Annotated in this window: 23 protein-coding genes and 2 tRNA genes; 16 read left to right on the forward strand and 9 right to left on the reverse strand. The window is 63.5% G+C overall.

Features of this window, described 5'->3' with window-relative positions; genetic code table 11:
- The first annotated feature begins 46 nt into the window (after window positions 1-46).
- The 5 genes from ACNAOU_RS07425 (at window position 47) to ACNAOU_RS07445 (ending at window position 4,684) form a co-directional block, all read left to right on the forward strand.
- Window positions 47-1,432, forward strand: coding sequence for a glycine--tRNA ligase (locus ACNAOU_RS07425; protein ID WP_018777456.1), 1,386 nt, complete (start codon window positions 47-49; stop codon window positions 1,430-1,432).
- Between the two features lie 2 nt (window positions 1,433-1,434).
- Complete coding sequence (locus ACNAOU_RS07430) at window positions 1,435-2,397, forward strand: GNAT family N-acetyltransferase (protein WP_189075828.1); 963 nt, start codon at window positions 1,435-1,437, stop codon at window positions 2,395-2,397.
- A gap of 239 nt (window positions 2,398-2,636) precedes the next feature.
- Window positions 2,637-4,010, forward strand: a complete 1,374-nt coding sequence (locus tag ACNAOU_RS07435) for an FAD-binding oxidoreductase (RefSeq protein WP_189075827.1) — start codon at window positions 2,637-2,639, stop codon at window positions 4,008-4,010.
- A 60-nt stretch (window positions 4,011-4,070) separates the two neighbouring features.
- On the forward strand, window positions 4,071-4,472 hold the full coding sequence (locus tag ACNAOU_RS07440; protein ID WP_307730319.1) for an ABC transporter permease: 402 nt from the start codon (window positions 4,071-4,073) through the stop codon (window positions 4,470-4,472).
- A complete protein-coding gene (locus tag ACNAOU_RS07445; protein ID WP_307730320.1) occupies window positions 4,433-4,684 on the forward strand; it encodes an ABC transporter permease in 252 nt (83 codons plus the stop codon). The genes ACNAOU_RS07440 and ACNAOU_RS07445 overlap by 40 nt, the downstream gene beginning before the upstream one ends.
- Window positions 4,685-4,749: 65 nt before the next feature.
- Here ACNAOU_RS07445 and ACNAOU_RS07450 read toward each other — a convergent pair whose 3' ends face one another.
- From ACNAOU_RS07450 to ACNAOU_RS07465, 4 genes are read right to left on the reverse strand one after another with little or no spacing between them, the layout of a single operon-like run.
- Window positions 4,750-5,736 carry a sensor histidine kinase gene (locus ACNAOU_RS07450; protein ID WP_039240454.1) on the reverse strand — a complete coding sequence of 329 codons (987 nt, stop codon included), beginning with the start codon at window positions 5,734-5,736 and terminating at the stop codon, window positions 4,750-4,752.
- Window positions 5,729-6,403 carry a response regulator transcription factor gene (locus ACNAOU_RS07455; protein ID WP_039240455.1) on the reverse strand — a complete coding sequence of 225 codons (675 nt, stop codon included), beginning with the start codon at window positions 6,401-6,403 and terminating at the stop codon, window positions 5,729-5,731. Before ACNAOU_RS07455 ends, ACNAOU_RS07450 begins: the two co-directional genes overlap by 8 nt.
- The gene (locus ACNAOU_RS07460) at window positions 6,400-7,077 is read right to left on the reverse strand and encodes a DedA family protein (RefSeq protein WP_039240456.1); all 678 of its coding nucleotides are present in this window, start codon (window positions 7,075-7,077) and stop codon (window positions 6,400-6,402) included. Before ACNAOU_RS07460 ends, ACNAOU_RS07455 begins: the two co-directional genes overlap by 4 nt.
- Before the next feature lie 11 nt (window positions 7,078-7,088).
- Window positions 7,089-7,727 carry a phosphatase PAP2 family protein gene (locus tag ACNAOU_RS07465; protein WP_229778603.1) on the reverse strand — a complete coding sequence of 213 codons (639 nt, stop codon included), beginning with the start codon at window positions 7,725-7,727 and terminating at the stop codon, window positions 7,089-7,091.
- Window positions 7,728-8,054: 327 nt separating this feature from the next.
- Between ACNAOU_RS07465 and ACNAOU_RS07470 the strand changes: the two genes are divergently transcribed.
- The 10 genes from ACNAOU_RS07470 to ACNAOU_RS07515 all read left to right on the forward strand — a co-directional run bounded on the left by ACNAOU_RS07470 (window position 8,055) and on the right by ACNAOU_RS07515 (window position 18,008).
- A complete protein-coding gene (locus ACNAOU_RS07470; RefSeq protein WP_422758367.1) occupies window positions 8,055-9,542 on the forward strand; it encodes a YibE/F family protein in 1,488 nt (495 codons plus the stop codon).
- Between the two features lie 100 nt (window positions 9,543-9,642).
- A complete protein-coding gene (locus ACNAOU_RS07475; RefSeq protein ID WP_422758368.1) occupies window positions 9,643-10,635 on the forward strand; it encodes an ABC transporter ATP-binding protein in 993 nt (330 codons plus the stop codon).
- On the forward strand, window positions 10,632-11,408 hold the full coding sequence (locus ACNAOU_RS07480; RefSeq protein WP_035733434.1) for an ABC transporter permease: 777 nt from the start codon (window positions 10,632-10,634) through the stop codon (window positions 11,406-11,408). The genes ACNAOU_RS07475 and ACNAOU_RS07480 overlap by 4 nt, the downstream gene beginning before the upstream one ends.
- Window positions 11,409-11,437: 29 nt before the next feature.
- On the forward strand, window positions 11,438-12,547 hold the full coding sequence (locus tag ACNAOU_RS07485; RefSeq protein ID WP_064721832.1) for a sensor histidine kinase: 1,110 nt from the start codon (window positions 11,438-11,440) through the stop codon (window positions 12,545-12,547).
- Window positions 12,544-13,155: a response regulator gene (locus ACNAOU_RS07490; protein ID WP_064721831.1), complete on the forward strand. Its 612-nt coding sequence runs from the start codon at window positions 12,544-12,546 to the stop codon at window positions 13,153-13,155. Before ACNAOU_RS07485 ends, ACNAOU_RS07490 begins: the two co-directional genes overlap by 4 nt.
- Before the next feature lie 43 nt (window positions 13,156-13,198).
- Window positions 13,199-14,380: a tRNA dihydrouridine synthase DusB gene (gene dusB, locus ACNAOU_RS07495; protein WP_422758369.1), complete on the forward strand. Its 1,182-nt coding sequence runs from the start codon at window positions 13,199-13,201 to the stop codon at window positions 14,378-14,380.
- Window positions 14,381-14,444: 64 nt separating this feature from the next.
- Window positions 14,445-15,761, forward strand: a complete 1,317-nt coding sequence (locus tag ACNAOU_RS07500; protein ID WP_018777470.1) for a deoxyguanosinetriphosphate triphosphohydrolase — start codon at window positions 14,445-14,447, stop codon at window positions 15,759-15,761.
- 49 nt (window positions 15,762-15,810) lie between these two features.
- Window positions 15,811-17,694 carry a DNA primase gene (gene dnaG / locus ACNAOU_RS07505; protein ID WP_422758370.1) on the forward strand — a complete coding sequence of 628 codons (1,884 nt, stop codon included), beginning with the start codon at window positions 15,811-15,813 and terminating at the stop codon, window positions 17,692-17,694.
- Between the two features lie 53 nt (window positions 17,695-17,747).
- Window positions 17,748-17,820 (forward strand) — tRNA-Asn (locus ACNAOU_RS07510).
- A gap of 115 nt (window positions 17,821-17,935) precedes the next feature.
- Window positions 17,936-18,008 (forward strand) — tRNA-Asn (locus ACNAOU_RS07515).
- Between the two features lie 46 nt (window positions 18,009-18,054).
- Here ACNAOU_RS07515 and ACNAOU_RS07520 read toward each other — a convergent pair.
- The 5 genes from ACNAOU_RS07520 to ACNAOU_RS07540 all read right to left on the reverse strand — a co-directional run bounded on the left by ACNAOU_RS07520 (window position 18,055) and on the right by ACNAOU_RS07540 (window position 23,890).
- Window positions 18,055-18,462 carry a hypothetical protein gene (locus tag ACNAOU_RS07520; RefSeq protein WP_039240465.1) on the reverse strand — a complete coding sequence of 136 codons (408 nt, stop codon included), beginning with the start codon at window positions 18,460-18,462 and terminating at the stop codon, window positions 18,055-18,057.
- A 41-nt stretch (window positions 18,463-18,503) separates the two neighbouring features.
- The gene (locus tag ACNAOU_RS07525; protein WP_275778790.1) at window positions 18,504-19,787 is read right to left on the reverse strand and encodes an alpha/beta hydrolase; all 1,284 of its coding nucleotides are present in this window, start codon (window positions 19,785-19,787) and stop codon (window positions 18,504-18,506) included.
- A 22-nt stretch (window positions 19,788-19,809) separates the two neighbouring features.
- Window positions 19,810-22,308 (reverse strand): bifunctional lysylphosphatidylglycerol flippase/synthetase MprF, encoded by a 2,499-nt coding sequence (locus ACNAOU_RS07530; RefSeq protein ID WP_018777474.1) that lies wholly within the window; start codon window positions 22,306-22,308, stop codon window positions 19,810-19,812.
- A gap of 138 nt (window positions 22,309-22,446) precedes the next feature.
- The gene (locus ACNAOU_RS07535; RefSeq protein WP_018777475.1) at window positions 22,447-22,626 is read right to left on the reverse strand and encodes a glycine zipper domain-containing protein; all 180 of its coding nucleotides are present in this window, start codon (window positions 22,624-22,626) and stop codon (window positions 22,447-22,449) included.
- Between the two features lie 34 nt (window positions 22,627-22,660).
- Window positions 22,661-23,890 carry a multidrug effflux MFS transporter gene (locus ACNAOU_RS07540; RefSeq protein ID WP_422758371.1) on the reverse strand — a complete coding sequence of 410 codons (1,230 nt, stop codon included), beginning with the start codon at window positions 23,888-23,890 and terminating at the stop codon, window positions 22,661-22,663.
- A 171-nt stretch (window positions 23,891-24,061) separates the two neighbouring features.
- Between ACNAOU_RS07540 and ACNAOU_RS07545 the strand changes: the two genes are divergently transcribed.
- Entirely contained in the window at window positions 24,062-24,910 is an 849-nt protein-coding gene (locus ACNAOU_RS07545) for a phage holin family protein (RefSeq protein WP_055975109.1), read from the forward strand.
- Window positions 24,911-24,936: the final 26 nt, after the last annotated feature.

The raw sequence follows: 24,936 nt of genomic DNA on the forward strand, positions 1-24,936 counted from the left end.
ACCGCGGACCGCACCCAGCGGCCCTGTAGAACAAATGGAGTCACCCATGGCAGCAAAATCCGTCCTTGACCAGGTCATTTCCCTCTCCAAGCGGAGGGGCTTTGTCTTCCAGGCCGGTGAAATCTATGGTGGCTCCCGTTCTGCCTGGGATTACGGCCCCCTCGGCGCAGAGCTGAAGGAAAACATCAAGCGCCAGTGGTGGCAGAGCATGGTCCGCGGCCGCGAGGACGTAGTGGGCCTGGATTCTTCCGTTATCCTGCCCCGCCAGGTATGGGAAGCGTCCGGCCACGTGGAGGTCTTCTCCGATCCCCTGGTTGAGTGCCTCTCCTGCCACAAGCGCTACCGCGCGGACCACCTCGAAGAAGAGTATGAGGAAAAGAAGGGCCGCCCGGCAGAGAACGGCCTGGCGGACATCGTCTGCGCCAACTGCGGTACGCGTGGTCAGTGGACCGAACCCCAGGAATTCTCCGGCCTCTTGAAGACCTTCCTTGGCCCCGTGGCCAGCGACGAAGGCATGCACTACCTGCGCCCGGAAACGGCACAAGGCATCTTTGTGAACTTCAACAACGTGCTCACCACCTCGCGCAAGAAGCCGCCGTTCGGCATCGGCCAGATCGGCAAGTCCTTCCGCAACGAAATCACGCCGGGCAACTTCATTTTCCGCACCCGCGAGTTCGAGCAGATGGAGATGGAGTTCTTCGTCGAGCCCGGCACGGATGAAGAGTGGCACCAGTACTGGATGAAGGAACGCATGTCCTGGTACACGGGCCTGGGTATCCGCGAAGAGAACCTGCGCTTCTTTGAGCACCCCTTGGAGAAGCTCAGCCACTACTCGAAGGGCACCACGGACATCGAGTACCGCTTCGGCTTCCAGGGTTCCGAGTGGGGCGAGCTCGAGGGCATCGCCAACCGCACGGACTTCGACCTCTCCACCCACGCCAAGGCCTCCGGCACGGACCTGAGCTACTTCAACCAGGCCACCAACGAGCGCTACACGCCGTACGTCATCGAGCCCGCCGCCGGCCTGACCCGCTCCTTCATGGCGTTCCTGATCGACGCCTATACCGAGGACGAGGCACCCAACGCCAAGGGCGGCGTCGACGTCCGCACGGTACTGAAGCTGGATCCGCGCCTGGCACCGGTCAAGGCTGCCGTCCTGCCGCTGAGCCGCAACGAGGACCTGTCCCCGAAGGCCAAGGCGCTGGGCGCCCAGCTGCGCAAGAACTGGAATATCGACTTCGACGACGCCGGTGCCATCGGCCGTCGCTACCGTCGCCAGGACGAAATCGGTACGCCGTTCTGCATCACCGTGGACTTCGACACCCTCGAAGACCAGGCCGTGACCATCCGTGAGCGCGACACCATGAGCCAGGAACGCGTTTCCCTGGACAAGGTTGAGGGCTACCTGGCCGCGCGTTTGATCGGCGCTTAGCCATGGCCTTGGAATACCGCGAATGGAAGGAAGGCGACGACCTCGCCCTTCTGGAAATCTGGGGTGGTCCTGAGACCCTCCCCGCAGAACAGTTCCGTGCTGCCCTTGCACCATCGAGCAACCAACCGTGGCGCCGGTGCATCGTGGCCGAGGACGTAGTCGACGGGGTGCGGATTCCCGTTGCCGCCGGCGTGGTCCACGAGGCCTCGCTGCACCCGGAACGGCTCTGGGCCTACATCGAGGTTGCCAAGGACCACCGCCGCAGCGGCGTTGGGGCCACCCTCCTGACGATGCTTCGCCGCGAAGCCGGGAACTCGCCGTCGGGCGTTTCCAAGCTCCGCAGCAAAGTTGAACCGGACACTGCAGGTGCGGCGTTCGCCGCTGCCGCCGGGCTGGCACCGATCCAGCGCTCCCAGCTGGTGGTGGTGGATCCTGAGCCTCTGACGCTGCCGCGTTTCGGGGACGGTTCCGAGGAAGCAGCATCGGAGCGAGTGGAGGATCTTGCGACCGGCTCGGTTGAGCTCAGCGACGTTGTTGGTAAGTACTACTCCCACGTCCACCACTGGGACAGCCCGGGGGAGCTCAGCATCGCCACTGTCCAGCGTCTGTTCCTGCACGATCTCACCGGCGCCCATGGTGCCATTGTGCTGCGGGCACCCAAAGCCAGCGCCTTCGGCGATGGTGTTCCGGCGAGCCGCAAGGGAAAGATCCAGGCTTTTGCCATCAGCTATGCGCAGGGCGGCACCGACGAACCGTCGGACGTCTTCCTTGGGCACGATCCCAGCCTGTCGGCCGAGGACGCTGCGTTTGCCGTCCGGGACCTGCTGGCGCTCATTGCCTATCAGCACCCAGTGTTGCTTGAAGTCGATGAGTCCATGACGGCCCTGCGGACAGTCCTTGGGCCGCTGCTGGAATCCGGTAAGGCCCATGTCCGGGGTGCGGATACGTTGATTGTGAGCGACTGAGCGACTGAGCGACTGAGCGATCGACGGCGTCGCGGTCGCCGTTGGACTACTGGCAATCCTGTCTGGCCCATGTTTCATGGGTCAGGCAGGATTTGCCGTTTCCGGGGTGGTTCCCGAAGGTTCTTGACGCGGCAAACGCTCAGGAGTAGTCCTATCGAAGTAAGCCCCCACGCCATCACATCCGGGGGGAGAAGCGTGTGGAAACATCCGGTCTCACGTCTGAATCGATGGTAAGCACTATGAACAAAATCGCCCTCGACGGGCTCCGAGAACAGTTGCGCGGACAACTCGTGACTCCCGAAGATCCTGACTACGACGCGGCACGCGCCGTCTTCAACGCCATGGTGGACAAGCGTCCTGCCGGCGTCATCCGTGTAGCCCAGGTCTCCGACGTCATCGCCGGCGTGAACTTCGCCCGGGAAAACTCCATGCCACTGGCAATCAGGGGAGGTGGGCACAGCGCTCCCGGATTCGGCACGTGGGACGACGCATTGGTTCTGGACTTCGTTAATCGCCCGGGGGTGCGGGTGGACCCGCAAAATTCCAGGGCCCGTGCCGAGGCAGGTACTACCTGGGCCGACTTCAACCACGCCACCCATGCCTTCGGGCTCGCCACCACCGGCGGCATCGTGGGATCCACCGGTGTGGCGGGTCTGACCTTGGGCGGGGGAATTGGCTACCTGGCAAGAAAGTACGGGCTCTCCTGCGACAACCTGGTCTCTGCGGATGTGGTGACCGCCGATGGCAACTTCCTGATCGCCAGCGACGAACAAAATCAAGACCTGTTCTGGGCCATTCGTGGCGGGGGAGGAAACTTCGGCGTGGTGACTTCCCTCGAGTTCCAGCTCCATCCCGTGGATATGGTCCATGCGGGAATCATCATTTATGGTGCCGAGAACATCCCGGCTGTTGCCCGGTTCTACCGCGACTACATAGCATCCGCGCCCGAAGAGTTCGGCGCCTTCCTGGGCTTCCACCAAGGACCGCCCGTTCCTTTCCTCCCCGAGGAATGGCACGGAAAGTCCGTTTGCGTCGTCGTGGGAATGTGGACGGGCGATCCAGCCGAAGGCGAGGCTCGCTGGCAGCCCTTCCTGGACGCCGCCCCGGTGGCGGGCTCCATGGTGGCTCCCATGCCGTATCCGGCCCTGAATGTGGCATTTGACGGGCTCAACCAGAAAGGCATGCAGGGGTATTGGAAAGCCAACTTCCTGCGCGATCTCAACGACGGCGCGATCGCTGCCCACGCACAGTTCGGGGCCACAGTGACCAGCGTCAACACTGCGGTCCACGTCTATCCCATAGATGGAGCAGTGTCCCGCGTAGGCGTGCAGGACACTGCCTTTGCCCACCGCGACATGAAGTTCGCTCCGGTCATCGCCACCCAGTGGCCCGACCCTGCGGACAACGAAGCAAACATCGCATGGGCCCGAGCATATGCAGCTGCGTTGGCCCCGCACTCGGAAGCTGGTGGATACATCAATTTCATGGACTCCGAGGACCAGAACCGAATCGCGGACAATTACGGACCTAACTGGGAAAGGCTGGTAGCGGTCAAAGCCAAATACGACCCCGACAACCTCTTCCGCGTAAACCAGAACATCGCGCCGGCCTGAGTCGGGAGTCCGCACGTAAACGGCACCTATGGCTCGGCATGGCGTCGATAAGCTAACTGGATGACGATGATCGAGGCCTTTGGGCCTACCTTGCTGGGCGTCGTCCTCCTCGTGGCCCTGACCGCGGTAGTGCTGACCGTTTATCGGGTGCCCTACCGGTGGGCGCCGGCTCTGGCGATCCCGAGGGGGACGGTGCAGTTGATGGTCATCAGTGTCATCCTCAGCGGTGTCATCTCGAGTCCATCGTTTGTTGCCGCAGCGTTGCTGGTCATGTTTGCCGTTGCTGCAATGACGGCCACCCGGCGGATGGGCTGGAGTTGGAAGAACCTTGGCCTCGTGGGCGGATCCATGGGGCTCGGTGTTGCCGTGACGCTCGAGGAAGTGGAAGGATGGTTGGCCTTGGGCCGACACCTCGTCAGTCAATGCTGGAGCTGGCCCGCCACACTGTGTATTCGGCGTTGATTCCGTCCATAGACCAAACAAAGACGACGGGGCTTGTGACTCTGCCGGGTGCTTTTGTCGGGGCTATATTCGGTGGCATTTCACCGCTTGAGGCCGGACGGTTCCAGATCGTGGTGCTGGCCGGAATCATGGCGGCCGGTGCTTTGACCGCAGTTTTGGTCATCGCTTCCCGCGCCGCTGTTCAGCTGCGTCCAGCGCCATTGAGCCGGTGATGGGGCTACCGGCGATATTTGAAGGCCCGAGGAGCAGGTAGCTGTTGAGGATGCCCGTGGCCAGCCTATGGCATGGACATTGGGAGAATGATCCTCATACAGGTGCCTTGCGGGCCCGTGGAAACCACGTCAGCGGAGCCTCCGGCGGCGACGGCGATGTCGCGGACAAGGGCCAGCCCGATGCCGAAACTGCGCTGCTGCTGGCCCACGCCTTGATGGGTTGTCCGGGCGAATCGGTCGAAGATCCGGTCCCGGTCAATGCCGGTGATGCCCGGGCCTGTATCAGTCACGGTAATGATGGCCTGGCCGCCGGCAACGTTGGTGGCAACCGCTATCTGGCCGCCTGCCGGAGTATGGACAAGGGCGTTCTCCGCCAGACCCAGGATTGCACGGTGAAGCCTTTGCGGCGCAATGACCGCCCGTGGTTGTCCCTGGTTGGAACAATTCAGGGTAATGTCCCGGTTGGCAGCCAACAGCCGGACGCTGTCCACCACGTCCTGGGCAACGCCAGCGACGTCAGTCACCACAGCATACGGTTCCTGCGCCGCTCCGCTGGCGGATTCAAGGAGTTCGTTGACGATCGCGGTCAGGGCGGACGTGTCGCTTCGGATTCTAGCCAGCGCTTGGCCGTCCGCCGTATCAGGTGTTGTGCTGCGCTGCACCAGTTGAATTCTGGCGTCCAGGATAGCCAGGGGCGTGCGCATCTCGTGACTCGCGTCCTGAACGAAACGCCGTTGGATGGCCAGTGCCTCGCCCAGCGGCCGGATCGCGCTGCGGGCGCTGAGCCAGCCAATACCCCCGGCCAGCAGGACTCCCACCGCCCCGGCGATGGTCATCGCTTTGATCAGATCCTTGGTATCGAGATAGGCGTACACCGCGCCCGGCTCAGCCGGTTCCGGGCTGCCGGACTGGTTGAGCAGGTACAGCGTAGCCGCCGCCAGGAGGCACAGGACCGCAATGGCGCAGGCGGCACTGATGCGAAGAGCGATTCGCAGGGATGCCCGACGCAGGAATGCTTGATCCTGACCCCCAGAAGCGGGTTCTTTAGTCATTCGCATCACCAATCTGATATCCCAAGCCGTGCACGGTCCGAATAACAGATTTCGAAATTTTTCGTCGCAGGTGGTGTACGTAGGTATCGATCATCCCTGGCAGGTCACCCTGGCTTAACGTGGCATTGAGCAGCTCTTCGCGCGTGTAGACGCGATCTGGTTTCGCCGCCATCGTAGCCAACAGTTCGCTCTCCTTCGCCGTCAGGGAGGCTTGGAATCCATGGATGGACCGGATGGACCTGGCAGCAGGGTCCAGTTCCCAATCTCCAATAGTGAAAGTCTTGGGCTCTGGCTGGTAATTGCGGGTCAACGCCCTCAGCCGCGCACCCAGTTCCAGCGCGTCGAAGGGCTTGGTCATGTAGTCATTGGCGCCCGCATCGAGTCCCCTGACCTTCTCATCTGTTGCGCCGAGCGCGGTAAGGATGAGGACAGGGGTGGCGATGCCTTTGGACCGGAGCGCGCCAATCAGCGCGACACCGTCCATGCCGGGCAGGCCCCGGTCCACTACCATCACATCCCAGCTCCGGGAAAGTCCCAGATGCAGGCCCTCATGGCCGTCTACCGCGACGTGGATTTGGTAGTCCGGCTCGAGGAGTTCGGCGATAAGCGGTCCCAGGACGGTGTCGTCTTCGACCAGAAGCAGGGACGGCTTGGTGGGTGTGCTCACGAATCCATTCTCGCTTGTTGGTCACTTTCCGGCTTACGGGCCCGCTTGCGCTTGAGGAACTCGATGCCCCACGGCAACACGGAGACGAGGACCATGACAATTGCTATGAGATCAATGTTCTTCGACACGAAGTCAAACCGCCCCAGCCAGGAGCCAAGCAAGGTCACGGAGGTCGCCCAGAGGATTGCCCCAGTGACATTCCAGAGAGCGAAGGATTTATAGTCATAGCGCGCGATTCCCGCGCTCAGCGGCGCGAAGGTCCGTACCACGGGCACAAAGCGCGCCAGGAGCAGGGCCGGGCCCCCTCGGCGACGGAAGAACTCCTCCGCCTTTGTCAGGCGCGCAGTCTTCAGTACCCGGGCGTCGTCCGAAAACCATCGGCGGCCGAACCGGCGGCCCAGCAGATAGCCCACTTGGTCACCGGCAATGGCGGCCACGGCCACAACGGTGATTAATACCGGCAATGTCAGGTTCAGTTGCTGGTGCAGGAGCCCGGCAGTGAAGAGCAGCGAATCTCCCGGCAGGAACGGAAACAGGACACCGGACTCGATAAAGATGATCAGAGCCACGACCGCCAGCGTTGCAGGGCCCAGACCCTGCAGGAGGCTTGCCGGATCCAGGATAGGCAGCAGTTCGGTGTGGATCAGTGCAGGGGCGAACGTGAGGGCTTCCATGTGGGCTTCTTTCACTGGGGACTCCGGCGGGACCGGGACGACGATGTGGACTGGAGCCGGGCAAAAACCGAGGGGGCATACCGGTTCCATAGGCCAGCCATCAACACGACGGCCGCAAGCGTTGCCGGGAACGACGCCACGACATCCAGGGGATAGTGTGCTCCGATGTACACGCGGGACCATGCGACGATCACTGCCAGGCCTGTTCCGATCCAGAGAACCGGTTTCTCCGCGCGGCTCCCTCGAGAGAGAAAATATGCCGCCAGGGCAAGGGCGACAGCCAGAGACGTGTGCCCGCTGGGAAAGCTGTTGGACACTGGCTCCGGAACAAGGGGATCCAGCAATAGGTCCGGGTCAGGTCGGATCCTGCCGATGACCACCTTGAACAACTGGCAGGTCAACCACCCTGAGCCCACCGTGAGGGCAAAGAGCACAGCTTTCGGGGGCGACCTTCGGATCAGGACGAGGTACAGGCTAGTGGCCAGCACCATCAGCGCTCCGGCCACAGGTCCGAACAGCAGGTTCAACGCCAAAGCCAAACCAGTCAGGACGGGGATGTGGTTGCGGCTGAAGCCTTGGTCCACGGCCAACTCAGCCGACGTGAAACCTGGCACCCACTGGACCGCCAGCCCAACAGTGATGACGGCCACCGCAAGCACCACCGCAACGGTCAGCCAGTGTCGGTGAGCGGGCAGCCGCTGTAGGTGCACAGGGCCGGATGGCGGTTTTTGCAAGATGGGACCCTTCGGCAGGACGTATCGTTCTTCCCATCGTCTGCCAGGACAATTAAGAACCAGTTAAGAAGTCCCCGGACAAGTTGTGCCGCCAAGTTGTGCCGTCAGATGGTGATACGGTCCGCGGGCTCCCTGACCTGTTCCCGAGGCAGCACCGGATCATCCTGACGCCGGATCCTCCAGAAGGAGGTCCGGCGAGCACTGCCGTCCCACGTAGGGTTAACCCATGAGGTTTTGCAGCTGATGGGCCACAGTCACTCCCACGGTCATTCCGAGGGTTCGGAACCAACTCCGCAGGCGATCGCTTCCCGTAAACGGGCCAACTGGCTGCTGGCGGCCGTCCTGGTGCCGTTGGGTGTGCTCACTCTCGTGGCGATGTTGCTCATGTGGCCGTCGGGCAGCCGGCAGGGAATCAACTTTTCCAGTCCCTACCAGGCTGCCCCGGGGGTCACTTTCGATACCGGCAAAATCCAGAGCGTGGTAGTGGAGAGCTGCTCGCAGACCGGTCAAACGAACAGCAGCCAGTCCGGCAACAGCCAGTCCGGCAGCAGCCAGCCCGGCAACAGCCAGTCCAACCAAACCGGCGGGTCCCAGTGCACCTTCGCCTACACCGTTCCGGACAAGGGCGGCGAGGCGGTCAAGGTGGTCATCAACCCTGATGTTGCGATGTCCCACGGGGTGGATGTCGGCGACTCCATCCGCTACCTGAACCTTTCCGGCGTCCAAGGAAGCAGTGCAGGCAACGGCGCCCCGGCGTACGTCTTCGTTGATTTTGTCCGTAACATCCCCATAGCCGCCCTGGCGGTGCTATACGCGGTGGTGGTGATCGCTGTTGCCCGTTGGCGCGGCTTCCGTGCCCTGCTGGGCCTGGTGGGGGCCTACTTCGTCCTGGTCAGCTTCATCCTGCCCGGTCTGGTGGAGGGCAAGCCACCGCTCCTGCTGGCGCTCGTGGGGTCCACGGTGATCATGATCGGGGTCCTCTACTTTGCCCACGGGTTCTCGGCGAGAACGTCCACAGCGTTGCTGGGCACCATCTTCGGCCTGGGAATCACCGCCCTGCTGGCCGCCTGGGCCACGGATGCAGCAAATTTGGCGGGCGTAGGAAACCACGACGCTTCAACGTTGGTGAACATGTCACCGCAGATATCGATCTCCGGGATTATCCTGTGCGGTTTGATTATTTCCGGCCTCGGTGTCCTCAATGACGTCACCATCACCCAGTCCTCGGCCGTTTGGGAACTCTATGAGCTGGCGCCGAACACCAGCGCCCGCAAGCTGTTTTCCTCTGCGATGCGGATTGGCCGGGACCACATTGCGTCCACGGTCTACACCATCGCCTTTGCGTATGCGGGTGCCGCCCTTCCCATTCTGATCATTGTGATGCTGTACGACCGCCCCTTGGCCGAGGCCCTGACCAGCGCCGAACTGTCGGAAGAAGTCATCCGGACCCTGGTGGGCTCCATCGGCCTCGTCCTTGCCATCCCGGTCACTACCCTCATCGCCGTACTGGTGGTCAAGGCCACCGGGATGAAGCGCCTTGCCGCCGCGGGGACCGCCGTCAGTCCGGACGACCTTGACGACACCGGCGCGCTGGCCGCTGCCGCCGTCGTGGCCGGTTCCGAGAAGGACGAAAGGAACGACGCCGGTACCCGCCCGGGTGCCGGGGACGGGCCGGTGCGGCCCGGGAGTCGCCGGGCGCAGCGCGAAGCCGAACGCCGGGGCAGCGACTAGCCCGATGACATTTGTCATCCCGAACAGGTGACACCCGCTACGGGTGTATGGATGCTCCTCCGGCTTGAATGGGTACACCAGACCTATTCCAGGGAGAGCAATGACAACACCGGGTGTTCCTGCGGTTCGCGCCGCCGGACTTCATAAGAGCTTCGGAAAAGTGCAGGCGGTGCGCGGCCTGGACCTGACGGTTCAGCAGGGGGAGGTCGTGGCTTTCCTGGGCCCCAACGGTGCGGGAAAGACCACCACCATCGACATGATCCTGGGCCTGAGCACCCCGGATGCCGGCGAGGTGTCCATTTTCGGCCATAGTCCCAGGGGAGCCATTTCCCGCGGACAGGTGGCCGCCGTCATGCAGACCGGGGGTTTGCTGCGCGACATCAGCGTCCGGGAAACCGTGCAGCTCACGGCCGCGATGTTTGATTCGGCACGGCCCGTGGATGAAGTCCTGACCCGCGCGGGAATCCTGGACATCGCCGACCGCCGGGTTGAAAAGTGCTCCGGCGGCCAACAGCAACGTCTTCGCTTCGCCATGGCTTTGGTCTCGGATCCTGGCCTGCTGATCCTGGACGAGCCAACCACGGGCATGGACGTTGCGGGGCGCCGGGACTTCTGGTCCGCCATCCGCGACGACGCGTCGAGGGGTCGCACCGTCATCTTCGCCACCCACTACCTCGAGGAGGCGGACGCCTACGCAGACAGGATTGTGCTGGTCCGCCAAGGGACGGTGGTTGCCGACGGCACAGCAGCGCAGATCAAGAACCTGGCGTCCGGGAGGACAGTACGGGCTTCGCTGCCGGCCGGTGACCGCGCGCTGCTGGCAGGATTGCCGCCGGCAGACCATGTGGAGTTCGACGGCGGCCGCGTCACCGTCCGCACCTCCGACTCGGATTCCGTAGTCCGGTTCCTGCTCACCAAAACAGGAGCCCACGATCTTGAAGTGGTTGCGAACAACCTTGAGGAGGCCTTTGTGACCCTCACCGCGGACGAAGCCGGGACGGCCACAACCCCCACGGATAGCTCAACCCCCACGGATCCAACAGCCCCCACGTATACCTCAGCCCCCACTGCTTTGAAAGGGGAGCGGGCATGAGCCAGTCGACAGCAATGCAGGACCGCAAGCCCTCCGCCGGCGGTGTCAACACGACGTTCCTGTGGATCGAAATCAAGCGGATGCTCCGGAACCGCCGGACCATCGTCTTCACCGTGCTCATGCCCGCGATCTTCTTCTTCATTTTCGGGCTGTCCAATAAAGACCAGCAATTGCCCAACGGCCACAGCTACGGCCAGTACATCCTGATCAGCCTGACCGTGTACGCAGCCATGACGGCCGCCACGGGAGCCGGCAGCCAGGTGGCGGTCGAACGTGCCCAGGGATGGAGCCGGCAGCTGCGCCTCACGCCCTTGCTGCCCGGGGCGTATATCGCCATCAAGGCAGCTGCGGCGCTGACCCTCTCGCTGGTGGCTGTGATCGCCCAGTTCGTGATCGGAGCCATCGCCGGAGTGACCATGGACGCGCAGACGTGGCTGACCGCCGGGCTGGTGGCCTGGTTGGGTTCCCTGGTGTTCGCCGCCCTGGGACTTTTCGTGGGGTACCTCATGCCCAGCCAGAACGTCATGCAGATCCTTGGACCGGCCCTGGCGATCCTTGCCATGCTGGGAGGCCTTTTCATGCCGATCGAAATCATGGGCGATACCTTCGGGACCATCGCCAAATTCACGCCCGCCTACGGGATCGGTCAGCTGGCGCGCAGCCCCATCACCGGTGAGTTCGACGTCTTGTGGATTCTCAACGTCCTGGTCTGGCTCGCCATCTTCGTCGGCGGCGCCGCCATGGCCTTCCGCCGCGACACCAGCCGCGTCTGAGTTGCTCCGGCGTGGCTAAGGTGGGATCCATGAGCAGCCAGTCCCTGGGGGATGCCTTCCGCGGTCCCGGACCCCGCAAATGGTTCATCGGCGCCGGCTTTTCCATTGTCCTCTGGGCGTGGCCCACCTGGAACCTCGTGTGGTCCGTGGACGAACCGGCAGGCTGGAAGGTACTGGCCTCGGCGTCGTTGGTGGCCTTCTTCGCCGCCTATGCCGTCTTGCCGATGTTCAGCCGGGTACGGGACAGCCGGACCGGCCTGCTGTGCCTCGCGATCCTGCTGGCACTCAACGGCCTGGTGATCCTCCTGGTGGGCAGGGAAGCGCTGTGGACGTGGCCTTTCCTGGCGTGCGCCATTGGAATGACCACACTTCCGCCGCGCGTCGACTTCGCTGTGATCATGGCGCTTTCGGGAATTTCACTTGCGTCGGAACTCGCCGGCGGCAACCCTGGACAGGCTTTCTTCCAACCGGCCCTCATCCTGTCCCTGGGATTCATGATGTCCTCGTTTGCGCGCCTGATCCGCCAGACCGTTGAACTCCGGACCGCCCAGACTGAACTGGCGGATGCCGCCGTCGCCGCCGAACGCAGCCGTGTGGCCAGGGACATGCACGACATCCTGGGGCATTCCCTCACTGTCATAGCGGTCAAAGCCGAGTTGGCTGCCCGGATGTTGGAGCAGGCACCCGGCGGACCGGCCAAGGACAAAGCCTCAGCGGAAATCGTGGAAGTCCAGGAGCTGGCGCGTGGTGCGCTCGCAGATGTCCGGGCCACCGTTGCCGGCTACCGCGGGGTCAATGTCCTGGCAGAACTCGCGGCGGCCCGGACGGCGCTGGAGTCGGCGGGTATCGACGCTGATCTTCCGGGGACGGTGGAGCAGGTGCCCGCCAAGCACCGTGAGCTGTTCGGCTGGGTACTGCGCGAGGGCGTGACGAACGTTGTGCGGCACTCCGGTGCCGGGCGCTGCCGGGTCCGGTTGACGGCGTCGACGGTTCTGGTGGAGGACGACGGCGTGGGGCCTGGTCCGGCAGCGGGCGGCAACGGGCTGGCGGGGCTTCGGGAGAGAGTGGCCAGTGCCGGTGGCACAGTAAACATTGGTGCGAGCGACCTGGGAGGGTTCAGATTGGCTGTTGACATATGACCATCCGGTTGGTGATCGCGGACGACCAGGCGCTGGTGCGCGGTGCCCTTGCCGCCCTTCTGGGGCTTGAAGAGGACATCGACGTGGTGGCGGAGCTGGCGGACGGCACAGGCGTTGTGTCGGCCGTGCTGGAGCATGCCGCCGACGTGGCGATGCTCGACGTCGAGATGCCCGGTCTGGATGGCATCAGCGCTGCCGCGGCAGTCCGCCGTGCGGTGCCGACATGCCGCGTCCTGATGGTCACGACGTTCGGCAGGCCGGGTTATCTCAGGAGGGCCATGCAGGCCGGAGCCTCCGGGTTCGTGGTCAAAGACACGCCTGCGCGGCAGCTGGCCGAAGCCGTGCGTCGCGTGCACAGCGGGCTCCGCGTGGTGGACCCGATGCTCGCCGCGGAGTCTCTGACCTCCGGTGACAGTCCGCTGACCGAGCGGGAGGTCGAGGTGCTGAAGGCTGCATCCGACGGCGGTACGGTGGCGGACATTGCCAAAGCGGCGATGCTCTCGGAGGGCACGGTACGGAACTATCTCTCAGCGGCGATGGCCAAGACCGGCGGCCGGACGCGGGCGGAAGCCGTGCGCCTGGCACATGAGAACGGGTGGCTTCTGTGAGGGCCTGCGCCCCCGATTTGCCCTGCTTTGCAACAATGGATAGGTGACTGTAGTAGCAACGCCTCCCGCACCAAAGCTTGAGCTCCCGCCCCTGAAGCTCGGCGGGATTACCGTGGACACCCCGGTAATCCTTGCGCCGATGGCCGGAATCACCAACTCCGCCTTCCGCAGGCTCTGCCGTGAATACGGTGGCGGCTTGTACGTGGCCGAGATGGTGACCTCGCGTGCCTTGGTGGAGCGGACGCCGGAATCGCTGCGCATCATCTCCCATGACGAGGACGAGAAAGTCCGCTCCGTCCAGCTCTATGGCGTGGACCCCGTAACCGTAGGCGCAGCGGTGCGGATGCTCGTGGACGAGGACCGCGCCGACCACATCGACCTCAACTTCGGCTGCCCCGTCCCCAAGGTCACCCGCCGCGGGGGAGGGTCCGCGCTGCCGTGGAAGATCGACCTCTTCACCTCGATCGTGCAGACCGCGGTCAAGGAAGCCTCCAAGGGCGGAATCCCGCTGACCATCAAGATGCGCAAAGGCATCGACGATGACCACCTGACCTACCTGGAGGCAGGACGCATCGCCCGTGACTCCGGAGTTGCCGCAGTGGCGCTCCATGGCCGGACGGCTGCACAGTTCTATTCCGGCCAGGCCGACTGGTCCGCGATCGCCCGCCTCCGCGAGGCCCTCCCGGACATCCCGGTGCTCGGCAACGGCGATATCTGGTCCGCTGAAGACGCTGTCCGGATGGTGCGCGAAACCGGCGTCGACGGTGTTGTCGTCGGCCGTGGGTGCCAGGGCCGTCCCTGGCTGTTCGGCGATCTCCAGGCTGCTTTCGAAGGCAGCGACCAGCGGCACCGGCCCGGGCTGCGCGAGGTTGCCGAGGGCGTCTACCGTCACGCGGAACTGATGGTGGAGACCTTCGGGAACGACGAATACAAGGCTCTCCGCGAAATCCGCAAGCACATGGCCTGGTACTTCAAGGGCTACGTGGTGGGCGGCGAGCTGCGGGCGAAACTTGCCACAGTGCCCACCCTGGAGGTCCTGCGGGAATTGCTCGACGAACTGGACATGGATCTTCCTTATCCGGGCGTCGATTCCGAGGGCCCCCGGGGGCGTGCCGGATCCCCGAAAAAGCCGACGCTGCCCAAGGACTGGCTGGACAGCCGTCAGCTGAACGCTGAACAGAGCGCGGATATCTCCGCAGCGGAGCTGGACGTTTCGGGCGGTTAGCCTCACACGTGTAAGACTGGCTCAAGAAGCTCCACACCCCGGCGCTTGAAGGAGGCAGATACCCATGGGAACCGAAGCAATGCTTGGCCACGATGCAGCAAGCCACGATTTTGTGCTGGCCATCCCCGGATACGCCGAGGCAGACTCTGCCCGGTGGGTTGAAGAGCCGCGCAAGAGCAACTACCGCTCCGACTTTGAACGGGACCGCGCCAGGGTCCTGCATTCCTCCGCGCTGCGACGCCTGGGCGCCAAAACACAGGTCGTGGCCCCGGACACCGATGACTTTGTCCGCACCCGGCTCACGCACAGCCTCGAGGTAGCGCAGGTAGGCCGCGAACTGGGCCGTTCGCTGGGTTGCGATCCCGATGTCGTGGACACCGCTTGCCTGAGCCACGATCTTGGCCACCCTCCGTTCGGCCACAACGGCGAATCCGCATTGAACGAAGTGGCTCACACGATCGGCGGTTTCGAAGGCAACGCCCAGACGCTTCGGTTGCTGACCCGGCTCGAACCCAAGGTGCTCGCTGCGGACGGCAGGCCGGCAGGGCTTAACCTGACCCGCGCGAGCCTGGACGCCGCCTCCAAATACCCGTGGTCCGCCGTCGACGCCCCCGTGATCCATGGCCACCGCACCAGCAAGTTCGGCGCCTACGAAGACGACCTTCCCGTATTTGAGTGGCTGCGCGAGGGCGCGCCCGGCAACCGCTCCTGCATCGAGGCGCAGGTGATGGATCTGGCCGATGACATCTCGTACTCGGTGCACGATGTGGAAGATGCGATCGTTGCCGGCCACTTCCAGCTGAAGTGGATGGAGAACCCTGACCATCGGGCGCGGGTGGTGGGCTACACCAAGCAGTGGTACCTCCCGCACAACGACCCCGCCGAAATTGATGCTGCCCTTGCCCGGCTCGAGGCCACCAAGGTCTGGGTCCGGGAAGCTGACGGCAGCCGCAAGTCGATGGCGGCGCTGAAGGACATGACCAGCCAGTTGATCGGCAGGTTTTGCCAAAGTGCCATGGAAACAACGCGGGCGCATTTCGGACCGGCCAACCTCACCCGTTATGACGCCGAACTCATGGTCCCCGAGGAGACCGTGACGGAGATCGCGGTGCTCAAGGGACTGGCCACCACCTTCGTCATCTCCACGGACCACCGGCAGCCTGTCTACGAACGCCAACGCGAAGTGCTGCACGCGCTCGTGGGCGTCTTGAACGCCACAGGCGACCGCCACCTGGAGCCGATGTTCGCCGCCGACTGGAGGGACGCCGTCGACGACGGTGCCCGCCTGCGCGTCGTCATCGACCAAGTGGCGTCGTTGACGGATGTCTCTGCCCTGGCCATGTACGAGCGTCTGGTGGGCAGCCTCCCGTCGCTTTGGTGAGGCGCGCCCGGGCGCCGGGCGGTTTGGTCGATGCGACTAGGATGGACACGTGGCTGGCCTGATCAAACGTGAAGATATCGACGAAGTACGCCAGCGCACGGACATCAAGGAAGTCGTTGACGGATACGTCACGCTCAAAGGTGCCGGACTGGGCAGTTTCAAAGGCCTGTGCCCCTTCCACGACGAACGTTCTCCCTCCTTCACCGTCCGCCCGCAGGTGGGCAGGTATCACTGCTTCGGCTGCGGCGAGGATGGCGACGCCATTTCCTTCGTCCAGAAGATGGATCACAGTTCCTTCCACGAAGCCGTGGAAAAGCTCGCGGCCAGGATCGGTTACGAGCTGCGGTACGAAGACGGCGGGACGGGTCCCAGCCGCGAGGAAGTGGGCAAGCGCCAGCGCCTGCTGGACGCCCACAAGATCGCCGATGAGTTCTTCCGCGCACAGCTTCTGACCCCCGGAGCGGCGGAAGGCCGTAACTTCCTGGATGGCCGCGGGTTCGACCGTGCTGCCGCCGAACACTTCGGAGTGGGATACGCGCCACAAGGCTGGGACGCGTTGTTGAAGCACCTGCGCGGACGCGGCTTCACGGATGCTGAGTTGAAGCTCACTGGAATGTTTTCAGAAGGTAATCGAGGCATTTACGACCGCTTCCGTGGCCGGCTGATCTGGCCCATCCGGGACATCGCGGGGGACACCATCGGTTTTGGTGCGCGCAAACTCTACGAAGACGACCAGGGCCCCAAATACCTGAACACCCCGGAGACCACGCTCTACAAGAAATCCCAGGTCCTCTACGGCATCGACCTCGCCAAACGGAACATCGCCAAGGAGCGCCAGCTGGTAGTGGTGGAGGGGTACACGGACGTGATGGCCTGCCACCTTGCAGGGGTCACGACGGCGGTAGCCACCTGCGGTACAGCCTTCGGTACAGAACACATCAAGGTGGCCCGGCGGCTGCTTTCCGACGACGGCAGCGGGGGAGAGGTCATTTTCACCTTCGACGGTGATGCTGCCGGCCAGAAGGCCGCTCTGCGGGCGTTCGAGGAGGACCAGCGGTTCACGGCCCAGACCTACGTGGCTGTGGAGCCTTCCGGTGCCGATCCCTGTGACCTTCGCCAGCTCAAAGGTGATGCCGCTGTGCGCGAGCTCATCGGCACCCGGAAACCGCTCGTCGAATTCGCCATCAGGGCCACCCTGCGTCGGCACAACCTGGACACCGTGGAAGGCCGCGTAGCAGCGCTCCGTGAGGCTTCTCCGGTGGTGGCGCAGATCAGGGACTCAGCCACAAGGCCCGAGTACACGCGGAACCTTGCCGGCTGGCTGGGCATGCCCATCGAGGAAGTCAGCCGATACGTCGGCGCGGCCGCTAAACGGGGGACAAGCGGCAGCAACGCTGCAGGCAGCGGCGAGCAAGCAGCGGCCGCGGCAGCACCGCCGTCGGGCGGTCCGGTGTTCAACCGTCCCAACCCTCGCGACCCCGTAGCGGGGATGGAGCGCCAAGCACTCGAGGTGGTGCTTCAGGATCCCGCAGTGCTCGGTGGAGTGGCGTGGGACCGCTTTGCGGCTACGATGTTCGCCACGCCGGCCTATGCTGCCGTCCATGCGGCGATCCGCGCCACGGGGCTCGGCCATACGGCAGACCCGGTGTCGTGGGTGGAGCAGATCCGGCAGGAAGTACCCGAGCCCCTGCGCAATCTGGTGTCCGAACTTGCTGTGACACCACTGCCCGCCAGCACCCCGGAAGCGATGCAACGGTATTGCCGGGATATCCTGGCCCGACTCTTCGAGCTTCAGATCACCCGCATCAAGGCCGACAAGATGGGGCAGCTCCAACGGCTCGACGCTGCCTCCCAGCCTGAGGAATTCCAGCGGCTGAACCGTGAGTTGATGCAGCTCGAAATGGAACGCCGGGCGCTGCGCTCGGACGGCTGAGATCCTCGATTTCGTTTTCCGGCAGCCCCCTGTTAAGCTAGTAACCGCTTCATTCCTCCGTAGCTCAATTGGCAGAGCATTCGACTGTTAATCGAAGGGTTACTGGTTCAAGTCCAGTCGGAGGAGCGCACAATACCCCCGTTCCGGTTCGCCGGAGCGGGGGTATTTTTATACCCCCAGGGGGTATCGCCGACCGATTTCACATCCGGTAAAACCTTTGCTAAAGTCATAACCGCTTCATTCCTCCGTAGCTCAATTGGCAGAGCATTCGACTGTTAATCGAAGGGTTACTGGTTCAAGTCCAGTCGGAGGAGCACAAGGGCCCCGTACCCGCCTAATGGCTGGTGCGGGGTCTGCCTTTTAAACGAAATCCATCTCCACCTGGAGGAAGCGCGCGGCTTCCGCCACAGCCGCCATGAACGAGTCCTGCTCGGTGGGAGGGGTCCTGGGCTCACGCGGATGCCACTCATGCGGCGCCGAGTAGACTCTCGTGAAACCGCCGCCCGGAGGGGCATAGAAAATCCCGAACCTTTGGACCGGCCACTCCGGCGAGGTCTCCGGAGCGACCAACAGTGCGGCATCCGTTTCGGGGTTGTACCACTGGGCTATGGGCCGTCGCCGGTCGTCCGTGAAGAGTCCACCCGCGTACAAAGCGGCCGACGGCGGACTGGTCACCGAGCACAGGCGCTCCCACCACAGCGGGAGGATGCGGTCATCCTTGCGCTGCCACGGTGCCGGTAACGGGTTCAGCTCTTGCCAATGTGGCACATCTCAATTTTATCGCCGGTGGGTGGCCGCGAAAAGAGCTTCTAGCGGGACAGGCCCAGGCGCGGGTACAGCACTTCGAAGCCCTTCTCCAGGCCTGCGTTCAATGCCAGGCCCACGTGTCCGCCGTTGGGTACCTCGTAGTACGTCACTTTCATTCCGGACGCTTGCGCCGCCGCGGACACGGCTTTCGCGGCGGCCACGTAGGTGGGGTCGTCCGAGCCGGCAGTGAACACGGCAGTTGTGTCGGGGAACTGTTTGCCCTTCATGATGTTGATGGGCTTTTGGGCATCATAGGCGGCTTGGTTACCGCCAAAGATCCCGGCCAGGTTCTCCGCGGGGTCCTCTGCGCCGGGGAACTCCTCGCCTGAGATGTCCACCACGTTGCCCCACATTCCGGGGTACTTGACGGCGAAGGAGATGGCGCATTGGCCGCCGTTGGAATAACCGGCGATGGTCCAGTGGTCCCTGTCCGGAAGGATGCTCAAGTTGTCCTTGGCCCAGTTCACCACGTCCTGGTTGATGTACTTCTCGACGTTTCCGTACTTAGGGGTGTCCAGGCACAGGGTGTCATCCTGGTCCGGGCCGATCTGGTCGGCGACGATCGCAATGGGGGCCAGTCCATTGTTTTTTGCAGCGAACTCGTCGAGGGCGGCGGAGACGTACTGCGGATCGGGGAGGCCCGGCTGGCCCATCATGAGGACGAACAGGGGAAGCCTCGGTGGATTGGCAGTCAGGGCAGCCGGTGGAAGGTAGATACCGGCCGGGCGCGCGTCGAAACCCGACACCGTGGCCGGGATGACTTGGGTCCCCACCTTGCCTTTCGAGGGCATGTTGGCGGGCGGAGTCCAGTGCTGCCACAAGGGTCCGGCCGGAATGGACGCATCCGGGTCCGGCTTGTTCAGTTCAATGACGTCCTCGGTTGAGATCCCCAGGGCCGAACCCAGGGTGTTGTTCAGTCCGAACTCGGCGTTGATTTGCAGGGCGGAGACAGTGGCGAAGACGGGGACCGAGATGATGGCCACCACTTTCCGCCAGCGCGCGCTGTGGAGAAAACTCACCGCGACCAACCCCAAAGCGGCGAAGCAGCTGATCGACCAGAACCATACCCGCGGGGTCAGTCCCACGTGAAAGACGTCCAGCACGTCCTCCACGATCCACACGGTGAACCACCCCACCAGCCCTGCCACCACAATGGCGCTCATCGCCGTGAGGACCCAGCGGGCAGACGGCCGGAGGAAGAGCACCAGGAAGAACCCGACGGCGATGATCCCGGCGATCGTCAGGACTACGGGGCTGCTGATTTCGAGTTTCAGGACATCGTTCATGGACGCACCGCCGGATGACCGGTCATGCGGCAGGCTCCCGGGCCACCATCTGCCTCAACAAACCAGCGCTTTGTGCGGGCGAGAGCCCGGGCAGGTAGGCCGAGCCGACCGCCAGTCCGATCGATGGCAAGGCCAGGGGGTCCTGGTAGTACATGTACAAGGTCCGGTGCTCGGGTTGGAACCTTGACTTGAAGGCAGCCAATGATTTGAAGCCGTACATCGGCTCCAGGGCATTTCCCAACAGGGCCAGGACGCGGTCCAGGGTGCTTCGGTCACCTTCCGCGCCTCCGGTCCCCGCATTGGCCAATGGAGAGCCTGAGAGGGAGATCTGCGGAACTTGCTCCTTGAAGTGCGTCACGGCTGAGGCGATCAGGAATTCCATGACGCCCTTGAAGCCTGTTGTGCGGCGCCTCATGAAGTCGAGGGTCCAACCGGAGATCTCGCCGTTGCTGAAAACGGGAAGCCAGCTGGTCACCCCGTGGACCAGGCCGTCGTCGTCCACCGCCACGCAGCAGAGAACTTCGGGATCCTTGAGTTCGTTCAAGCCGCCTAAGGTGAATCCCATCTCGGGTAGGGCCTTGTCAGCCACCCACTCCTCGGAAATCTCAGCCAGTTGGGCCCTGATGCCCGGCGGCATGCTGCCGTAGTGGTACCAGAGGTCCTTGATGGACAGCTTCTCAGCGCGGTTCAGCGCAGTGCGGACGTTCTGCCACTCTTTGCCCTTGAATGTCATTGCCTGGACGTTGAGAAGTGTTTCCTCCGCGACCTCCAGTTTCCTGAAGCCGTAGGGGAGTAGCGGGCCATCCAGCCCGGAGTCGGCGGAATAGAAACACGGGACCAATCCCAATGCCGAACAGTGCGCCACAAAACCAAGCGCTGCCTCGTCATGGTGGCCGGCATCGCCGTAGGGACCGGCGACGGTCAACGCCACCCCGTTGTGGACCTGGTAGGCGACGCCGGCCTTCCTGTCCGGAGTGAACCAGTACTGGTTGTTGTCCCACAATGCCATCCAGGACAAGGTGCCACCGCCCTGGTGCAGCAGCTCGCGGGTGTGGCCGAGATCGGCAGCAGGGTCGGTGGCGATCATCCTGAAGCGGCGGAAGTTGTTGAGGACCAGGACCAGGATGAGAAGCCAGATGACGTCTCCTCCCAGGCCGTACAGCACAGTGCTCAGCAGCCCCTGGGGCAGCGCCACAACGAACGGGACGGGGAAGGGCACCAGGATGTGCGTCAGCTGTCCGGCGAGGTCCCACAGGGTTGACTGGCCCGGGTTGCCCTCCAGGAACCAGAACGCCACGTAGAGGGCCACTGAAGTCACGGCCAGGATCAAGGCAGCCCGGCCGAGGGCGCGGTATCCGGCGTCGCTGGACTCCACCCTGAACCTGTGCCGGTTTGCCAGCAGCAGTGCCACGATGATGATTGGCGCCAGGAGCGCGGGGACCACATACAGGAGGAGGTAGCCGAAATCGTCGTCGCCCATGGTGACATCCGGGTCGCTGATGTATTGGACAATCGCCAGGACGGTCACCGCAGCCAGATACACCTGGATGATCAGTGTCAGCCGATAAGCCAGGCGGCGACCACGTCGCAGGCCTTCGGCGCAGACCAGCAAGAGCAGGACAGGGATCACCGTCAGGATGGCCGCACCAAAGCTCCGGACACCAACGATGTTTTGCAGGGCCACGCAGTTCGCTTCGTTCCTGCAGGCCTCCTGAACCTCATCGACGTCGGGGCTTGCCTGGAGCATGACCTCGGAGACCACCGAGAGCGGGCCCACCTCCCAGGTGCCCGTCAGTTGGGTCAACAGGGGCCCCAGGGCGAAGACGCCAACCACCGTGCCGACCAGGAAACGCGTCTCACGGAGGCTGGAGGCATTGAACGATCCGCCGCTCTTGTGAAGGACCACGGAGTGTGCGGCCCAGCCGGCAACGATTCCGATCACTGCGCCGGCGAGAGCCTGCAAAGTTTGGGCCACTCCAACGAAGAGGGCGAACATCAGTGCCGCAGCGAGCAACCACGTCCGGAGGCGACGCCGCCACAGCGAGTCAAGTGCCGCCGTCGAAAATCCCAGGGCAGCCGCGGCTCCGCCGTAAGCGCCCACCGCGTACTCCCCGCCGAGGAAGCTCAGCCATTGGTCGCTGTTGTCGGTACCGAAAGCCACCAGCGCGACCAGCACCAGTGCGCTGAGGGCGGAGCCGGCGATGAAGGCAGCCAGGGCCAGCCACGGGCCCATGACCCTTTCGGCAATACCGACCCCCAGCAGGATCGCTGCGGTGCACGCCAGGTAGTCGAGAAGCGAGGAACCGAAGAACGTTGACGTGAAGACCGACCACCACGGCCCGGGTTCCACGGCCAAGCCAAGCCCCACCTGCTCCAGAAGTGCTTCGGGAGGGCCGTTAAGGACGCTTCCCGTCGCCAGTGCCAAAACCCAGAGGACCACCACCAAGGCAAGCGTCAGCGGCAAACTCCGCACGGTTGCCAGGCCCCGTAGGGTGCCACGAAATCCGACCGCCGTGCTCATGTGATGTCCCCTTCACCGGTTAGGCACCGGTAACACCGGCTGGCCACCATTCTGCCCTGCGGCAGGGCTTTAGGGGAGGCTTTGAAACGTTCGACGCCGGAGGGTCGGCAAGAGCCGCCGCTTAGTCACGGTTCCTGCCTAGTCACGGTTCCATGGTCCAGGATTGACCCGGTACAGAACCGCGGCGCCGATCACGGCACCGAGCAACGCGCCGAAAACCGCGCTTCCTGCAGCGCGGCCGATGAGTGCCCCGGCCACCGCGCCCAGCATCGCACCGAGAAAGAGGCCCCTGCCATTACGGTGCGGTTTGTTCGTCATAGTGACAGCCTACGGTGCGGTTGATGGATGGCAGCTAGTGGATGGAGGGCACGGTCCGTGGCCGCACAACCAACCAAAGTGCGGTCATGGAACCCGTGATGCAGACGGCCATCACAGCTCCCATGGGGACGGCGGAGGTGACCCCCAGCCAGCCGACCACCGGAGGAACGATGCCCGCCATCATGAACTGTGAAGCGCCAAGGAGGGAGGCCGCCGTGCCGGCTTGTGCGCCGTGGTTGGCCAGGGACAACACCTGGACGCACGGAAACATGAACCCGGTGGCGCAGATGTAGAACCACAGGGGAATCAAGGTGCGCCACAGCCCCACGTGGAACAGATCAAGCACGATGATCACAAGGGACATGCACAACATGAACAGCGTTGCTCCGGCCACAATCCACTGCGGGGCTACGCGCCGGATCAAGCGGGAACTGATCTGGACACCGGCCACGATGCCCAATGAATTGATGCCGAACAGGATGCCGTATTCCTGGGGGGAGAAGCCGTAGACCTTCTGGAAGAGGAAGGTGGACGCGGACAAATAGGCGAACAGGCCGCCGAAGTTGAGGCTGCCCACCAGCACCATGCCCACGAAAATCCGGTCCGTAAGTACCTTCTTGTAGCGCTGTCCGACCGTCACGGTGGACTTGCCGCGCTGTTCGGCAGGCAAGGTCTCCCGGATAAAGAAGATGGAGGCGATGATGACCAGCAGGCCGTAGCACGCCAGGAAGTAGAAAATCCCGGGCCAGGGAAAGACAAGGAGCAGTTGTGACCCGATCACCGGAGCCAGGATGGGCGCGAGCCCGTTGACCAGTGACATGCGGGAGAACATCCGCACCATGGAGTAGCCGTGGAAAAGGTCCCTGACCATTGCCATGGCCACCACGCCACCTCCGGCCGCCCCGATTCCCATGAGGACACGGAAAACGGAAAGCATGCCGATGTCGGTTGCCAGCGCAGCGCCCAGGGAAGAGCCAATATGCACGGCTGTGGCCAGGATCAGCGGCAGCCTGCGGCCTACCTTGTCGCTGAACGGTCCCACCACCAACTGGCCAAGGCCGAAGCCAACGGTTGTTCCGGTCAGGGTGAGCTGGATTGCCGCTTCCGAGACGTTGAAACTTGATTCCAGGGCCGGGAACGCGGGGAGGTAGAGATCGATGGTGAAGGGACCCAAGGCCGTCAAGGCGCCCAGGAGGAGAATGTAGACAAGCTTTTCGCGTCGGCTCAGGGAATCGCCCGGGGCAATGGGAGGGGTCACGATCATCTATCCTATGGCCCGGATCATATTTATTGCTGCTATGACGGGCGCGCCGGAGCGTGGCCCCGAAAGTTCAGCAGGAACCTGAATGATAGCTTTGAGGACAGGTGTCCGCGGCGGAGTTTTCCGCTGCGTTCGCCCGACACGATGCCAAGAGGAAGCAGTTAGGCGGAACCCATGAGTGGACGTCACACCGGCCGGACCAGTCAAGGACCAGCCATTCGTACTTTGCCGAAGACCCTCAAGCTCGTTGCACGCTTGGCCCCACGGCAAATCAATGATGAGATCGCCCTTGCCAAGGTGGAACTCAAACGCAAGGCCACACAGCTTGGCGTGGCCGGCGCCTTTTTCGGTGTTGCCCTCGTCTTCATGGCGCTGCTGGTCATTGCACTGGTGGTGGCAGCCATTCTGGGCCTGGCCACCATCATGCCCGGCTGGCTCGCGGCTCTGCTCGTCTCAGCGTTTTTCCTTGTGGTTGTCGCCATCGCATCGCTGATCGGCATCGCCAAGTTCAAGAAGGCCATGCCGTTGGTCCCCGAGGACACCATCCGGGGCATCAAGCATGACCTCGGGATCGCCAAGGAAGGCTCAGCGTTCGACGAGTCGATCCTCGACCCGAACTCGCCTGCCGCCAAGGCCGCCAAAGCCGAAAAGGAAGCCGCAGCTGAGAAGGCCAAGGCCGAAAAGGCAGCAAAGGAAGCTGCCAAGGAAGCCGATGCCGTCAAGGCGCCCACGGAAGCCGAGCTTCGCTCCCGCCTGAAGAGGCGCCGCGAACACCTGACGGGTGTCCGCGATGAGCTGGGTGAACAGCTGGACGTCAAAAAGCAGGGCCAGGCCTTGCTCGAGAGCGCCAACGTCAGGTTCCAGGAGGGCAAGGAATTCGCTGCCGCGAAGTTCGCCGACCTCGGCGATTCAGTTCCCCAAAGCGTCAGCGAGCGGATGGCCGCGCACTGGAAAGACCTTGCAGCTTTCGCCACCGCCGCGGTGGTCTTCGTGGTTGCGCTGAGGAAGCTGCTGAAGAAATAGCAGGTTTCTGAGCACCGGATACTGAA

The organism is Paenarthrobacter sp. C1 (assembly GCF_049315185.1).
GTDB lineage: Bacteria > Actinomycetota > Actinomycetes > Actinomycetales > Micrococcaceae > Arthrobacter > Arthrobacter nicotinovorans.

Excerpts from the sequence above, each read along its gene's own strand:
- ACNAOU_RS07530 (WP_018777474.1), bottom strand. The coding sequence starts at position 22,308 with ATGAGCACGGCGGTCGGATTTCGTGGCACCCTACGGGGCCTGGCAACC.
- ACNAOU_RS07525 (WP_275778790.1), bottom strand. The coding sequence starts at position 19,787 with ATGAACGATGTCCTGAAACTCGAAATCAGCAGCCCCGTAGTCCTGACG.
- ACNAOU_RS07425 (WP_018777456.1), top strand. The coding sequence starts at position 47 with ATGGCAGCAAAATCCGTCCTTGACCAGGTCATTTCCCTCTCCAAGCGG.
- ACNAOU_RS07435 (WP_189075827.1), top strand. The coding sequence starts at position 2,637 with ATGAACAAAATCGCCCTCGACGGGCTCCGAGAACAGTTGCGCGGACAA.
- ACNAOU_RS07540 (WP_422758371.1), bottom strand. The coding sequence starts at position 23,890 with ATGATCGTGACCCCTCCCATTGCCCCGGGCGATTCCCTGAGCCGACGC.
- ACNAOU_RS07470 (WP_422758367.1), top strand. The coding sequence starts at position 8,055 with ATGGGCCACAGTCACTCCCACGGTCATTCCGAGGGTTCGGAACCAACT.
- ACNAOU_RS07490 (WP_064721831.1), top strand. The coding sequence starts at position 12,544 with ATGACCATCCGGTTGGTGATCGCGGACGACCAGGCGCTGGTGCGCGGT.
- ACNAOU_RS07485 (WP_064721832.1), top strand. The coding sequence starts at position 11,438 with ATGAGCAGCCAGTCCCTGGGGGATGCCTTCCGCGGTCCCGGACCCCGC.
- ACNAOU_RS07430 (WP_189075828.1), top strand. The coding sequence starts at position 1,435 with ATGGCCTTGGAATACCGCGAATGGAAGGAAGGCGACGACCTCGCCCTT.
- ACNAOU_RS07480 (WP_035733434.1), top strand. The coding sequence starts at position 10,632 with ATGAGCCAGTCGACAGCAATGCAGGACCGCAAGCCCTCCGCCGGCGGT.
- ACNAOU_RS07545 (WP_055975109.1), top strand. The coding sequence starts at position 24,062 with ATGAGTGGACGTCACACCGGCCGGACCAGTCAAGGACCAGCCATTCGT.
- ACNAOU_RS07440 (WP_307730319.1), top strand. The coding sequence starts at position 4,071 with ATGACGATGATCGAGGCCTTTGGGCCTACCTTGCTGGGCGTCGTCCTC.
- ACNAOU_RS07460 (WP_039240456.1), bottom strand. The coding sequence starts at position 7,077 with ATGGAAGCCCTCACGTTCGCCCCTGCACTGATCCACACCGAACTGCTG.
- ACNAOU_RS07475 (WP_422758368.1), top strand. The coding sequence starts at position 9,643 with ATGACAACACCGGGTGTTCCTGCGGTTCGCGCCGCCGGACTTCATAAG.
- ACNAOU_RS07445 (WP_307730320.1), top strand. The coding sequence starts at position 4,433 with ATGCTGGAGCTGGCCCGCCACACTGTGTATTCGGCGTTGATTCCGTCC.
- ACNAOU_RS07450 (WP_039240454.1), bottom strand. The coding sequence starts at position 5,736 with ATGACTAAAGAACCCGCTTCTGGGGGTCAGGATCAAGCATTCCTGCGT.
- ACNAOU_RS07535 (WP_018777475.1), bottom strand. The coding sequence starts at position 22,626 with ATGACGAACAAACCGCACCGTAATGGCAGGGGCCTCTTTCTCGGTGCG.
- ACNAOU_RS07500 (WP_018777470.1), top strand. The coding sequence starts at position 14,445 with ATGGGAACCGAAGCAATGCTTGGCCACGATGCAGCAAGCCACGATTTT.